This window comes from Thiohalocapsa sp., from assembly GCF_019695415.1.
Classification (GTDB): Bacteria; Pseudomonadota; Gammaproteobacteria; order Chromatiales; family Chromatiaceae; genus Thiohalocapsa.
In genome coordinates this window covers 1-3840 of sequence record NZ_JAIFKJ010000617.1, presented here as the reverse complement: position 1 = coordinate 3840, position 3840 = coordinate 1, and the positions used below count along the sequence as shown (strand labels likewise).

4 protein-coding genes and 1 pseudogene are annotated in these 3840 nt (G+C 66.8%); all 5 read right to left on the bottom strand.

The annotated features are described in order from the left end of the window. Positions 1-8: 8 nt before the first annotated feature. Positions 9-455, bottom strand: a complete 447-nt coding sequence (locus I6U14_RS16880; RefSeq protein WP_296900836.1) for a RadC family protein — start codon at positions 453-455, stop codon at positions 9-11. 343 nt (positions 456-798) lie between these two features. Beyond that, positions 799-1050 (bottom strand): hypothetical protein, encoded by a 252-nt coding sequence (locus tag I6U14_RS16875; protein ID WP_296900834.1) that lies wholly within the window; start codon positions 1048-1050, stop codon positions 799-801. A 115-nt stretch (positions 1051-1165) separates the two neighbouring features. Continuing rightward, the gene (locus tag I6U14_RS16870) at positions 1166-2998 is read right to left on the bottom strand and encodes a hypothetical protein (protein ID WP_296900832.1); all 1833 of its coding nucleotides are present in this window, start codon (positions 2996-2998) and stop codon (positions 1166-1168) included. Positions 2999-3155: 157 nt separating this feature from the next. Beyond that, entirely contained in the window at positions 3156-3320 is a 165-nt protein-coding gene (locus tag I6U14_RS16865; protein WP_296900830.1) for a hypothetical protein, read from the bottom strand. A 326-nt stretch (positions 3321-3646) separates the two neighbouring features. Beyond that, positions 3647-3840 (bottom strand): annotated as a pseudogene (locus I6U14_RS16860) (VWA domain-containing protein); the annotation flags it as partial.

Here is a 3840-nt window from a genome sequence, read left to right as displayed (position 1 = left end):
GCCGCCCGCTACAGGTGCCCGCTCTCTGCGAGCGAGGCAGCGCCGTTGTCCCCGACGACCAAGTGATCCTTCACCGACACGTCGATGAGGGACAGCGCATCCTGAAGGCGCCTGGTGAGACGGATGTCCGCTGCCGACGGCTGCGGGTTACCCGAGGGATGGTTGTGAGCGAAGATGCACGCGCAGGCGCCATGTCTGATGGCCTTGCGCACCACTTCTCTGGGGTGCACGCTCGCGCCGTCGATCGTGCCCCGGAACAGCTCCTCGTAGCGAATCAACCGCATACGAGCGTCCAGCCATAGGACGGCGAACACCTCATAGGTCAGCCCTGTCAGGTGTAGGCGTGCGAAGTCGCGAGCGAGATCTGGGCTGTTCACGAGATCCCGCTTCACCAGGTACCGCTCTTCTAGGCAGCGGATCGCGCGGCCGATGAGCTCCTGATCGGCTTCGGGCATGGAGCCTCTGCGCTCTGCCAGCGCTTCGAGAGGCAGGGAATACTGCAGTTGGTCTTTCACGACGTCTCTCTTCGGGGAGACGCCCCCGCGGGGATGTCTCCCCGTGGGTTTGGGTTGGTTGCGGCCGCGTTGGGTGACGCTTGGCCTCTGGGGTCGTCCGGTTTCTGCCTTGCGGCGCCCTCCGGTGGGGCTTAGCGCCTCGTGCCAGCCTGAACAGCGTCAAGTGGGGCAAAGCGCGCTGGCGGTGCGGCTTTCATATGTGACAGCCGCACGGCGAGCGCGCCTCGGCACCCGGGCGACGGCGATGTTCGCTGTCGCCCGGGTGGGCTGCGCACCGGTGCCGTCAGTACCGCGTCGCGCGGTAGGTTGGCTCCAGTTCCATGTAAACGATGCATTCGACGATCTGCTCAGTGTCTGGGTCCAAGATCCAGACGCTCTGCTCACTTGGGCTTTCCCCGCTTTCGCGGTCTCCGTTCTCGGCCGCTGCTTCGGCGGCCTCCTCGATGTCGCTGGCCTCCATCTCGCGGCGCAGGTCCGCGGGCGTCGGTGGCGCGACATCGATATCGGCCTCAAGGGCGTAGCGGTATTGCTTCACTCTCGTTACTCCTGCGCCGCTCGTGCGCGTTCGCGGTGCGGGTTGCGCGACGGCCTCGGGCCAACACGGGCCCGCCCCGCGGCCCCGCATGGGCTGCGGGGCGGCGCGGTCGGCACTAGGCGCCGCCCTCCTCGACGTGGGCCAGCCCCTGCTCGTCGAAGACAAGCCGGAAGGAGTGGCCGGCGAGGACATGACACCACTTCGTGTTCATCGTGCGGATGAGCTGCTCCGCGGTCTTCGCGGGACTGCTGCGGCGTGCGGACAGCACGAGCGCGAGACGGGTTTCTTCCAGTTCCACCTGCTGTTGCTCGAACCGCTCGTCGCGTATGAAGTCATCCATTTGCCGCACGACGTCTGTGCTACACCCGCCTTCGGGGATCAGCAGGATGCCGCCAGCGTCGTTCGGCGTCGGCAGGCCGATGTCACCCCGCAGGACGCCGTCTGGAATCGCGTTCGGATAGTGGAGGTACATCGCATCTTCCTTGATCTCGGCGAGGACACGCCCAACGCGGGTCTCGATGCGATAAGCCGCGCAGAAGACAAGCCACGGATCAGCGCAAAGCGTCGCTGCGGGATAGCGCTCGAGGGTTCCCATGACGTCCGTCACCCGCACGACGAGATCCTCGTCGCGCACCAGGTGCCGCAAGGCCCACTTGGGCAGCTTGCTCGGGTCCGTCACGCCGTAGACGTGCTCACCCGCATAGGCCGCCATAAGCGCTAGGGCATGCTCCTCGGGGTCGAACGACCCCGAGATCTCGACGAGTACGACCTGCCCGCACTCGATCTGCTCCCTGCTAAAGCCCTCGGGGATGCGCTCCAGCCAGTGCAGCGGACTCACGTACTCCCATCCCTCCAGCGTGATTACCGGATAGTCCGGTTTCACCAGCAGCCCGGCATAGAGACAGCCCGCTTCGCGAAAGAGATCTTCCGCGTAGCTGAACAGCGGCAACCATGCGGCGATGAAGTCCAGCTCGCCCTGTGCGCCGGTGCGCTCAGAGACGTCTCCGGCGACGTACCGTGCCTTGCGGTCCGCAAGGAAGCGGCGCACCTGCACGCTGAGCGCTTGCTCGACCGCGGAACCGGTTTCCGTCGCGTCGTACAGGTAGTCACGGTCGGGCCAGCGCGCCTGAACACGCTGCGGATCGAGGTGCACGACGATCGTCCTGCCATCCCCGGACCGCGAGCGGACACCACCCCGATGCAGCCAAACCGGCTGTCCATTCAGGTAGGTAGTCGGGCCGAGGCGCAGCAAGTGCGCGATGCTGCCGGCGTCCAGCGCGCCGCGCTCAACGTGAATCCCGGGGATGGAGATGTACCCAGGACCAGTCAGCGCGAACTGCTCCGCCTCCATGGCGTGGGGACGGGCAATGTCCCGTCCGTCCAACGAGACAGCGATGGGGAAGCCTTTCCCCTGGCGCTCGATTTCTGCCTTGATCAGTGCCCGCGCTTGCTCCGTGCTCCAAGCGCCCACGTTCACGCCGAGCAGCGTGACGCGGGTCCCCGTGCGACGGGGGCTGGGATGCACGGTGACGTGCTCGCCCGCGAGCAGCGTTTCGGTGTCGGCATCGATGCGGAACTCGCTCGACTCGACGCATACGCGAGTCGCCGCGTACAGCGCGGACAGGAACCCCACGCCGTAGGGCGCCTCCAGCGCGATGGTCTCGGGATCCCATTTGGAGCGGGCGACGCAGAGCAGCGACTCGACGCTCTCAATGCCGCATCCGTCATCCGTCACGACGACGTCGAGGAGCGGTTCATCGCCGGCGCTTGTGGCGTCGCTCGAATCAAGCGAGCGTGTCGCGAAGGCTACCCGGCTTGCGCCTGCTCTGCGGGCGTTCTGCATGAGCTCACCGATGAAGGTCGTCGAGCCTGAGAATGCCTGCCGCAGGGTGCGGAGCAGGTTGCCTGGGTCCACGTCGAGGCGGACTTGTTGGCTGTTGTTCTGCATGGTGTCCTCTCCTGATATCGCGAGCCCGGGCGGGCTGCGACACATGGGTTGAGCACGGCGGTGTACGCTGCGCCGTCGTGCGATGGGGCCGGGGGATACCCGGCTGCGTCTGTGGTGGATGGCGCCGCGAACGCGGCGCATTTGGGTTGCGGTGCGGCTACAAGCCGCAGGCGCGGGCAATGGACTTCAGTTGGTCGTCGGTGCGGAACGCGAGGGCCAAGAACAGATCGCCGCCATCGAACCGCTTGCGCTGCTTTCGGGCCGCCGGGCGCATCCGCGCGATACCGGCCTGGATCAGTGCGCTCTTTTCTTCGTTGCGCATGGCGTGCTCCTCTTCGTTTGGGGGCACACCGTCCCCGTCGGAGCGGATGCGCCCCTTGGGCTTGGGATGGGCCGGCTCTGCCGACTTGGGGTAATCGGGTTCTCGGTCCAGAACGGACCCCGCTCCCGTGGCGGGTCTAGGTGCGCGCTGACAGGTCGCGACCGTGGATACGGCAGCACGTCGGCTGTCCCCTGCCGACGCGGGCCGGCACGGGGCAACCGCCGGCGAGCCGGGGTTGCCGCTGTTGGGGTTCGAATCGTCTCTCCGGGTGGGCGGCCTCGCCTGCCCGCAGCGTTCGGTGGGACGCCATCCCTGGCCTGATGCGATCACGCGATGAGGAGCTGGCGAGCGATGCGCATCAGCTCGGGCTTGAGCTGATTCAGCCTCGAGATCGTGACATGCGTCGGGAACAACCACGACACCTCGTAGGAGATCCCGATGCCGACCGTCTCGATGCCCGCCGCCGCCATGCGCTGGACGATGTCCCACGCGCTATGGCGGTCGTTGGGCTCCCCGTCGG

Bases quoted from the DNA above. Each gene is read 5' to 3' on its own strand.
- I6U14_RS16880 (WP_296900836.1), bottom strand. From the start codon at position 455: ATGCCCGAAGCCGATCAGGAGCTCATCGGCCGCGCGATCCGCTGCCTA.
- I6U14_RS16870 (WP_296900832.1), bottom strand. From the start codon at position 2,998: ATGCAGAACAACAGCCAACAAGTCCGCCTCGACGTGGACCCAGGCAAC.
- I6U14_RS16865 (WP_296900830.1), bottom strand. From the start codon at position 3,320: ATGCGCAACGAAGAAAAGAGCGCACTGATCCAGGCCGGTATCGCGCGG.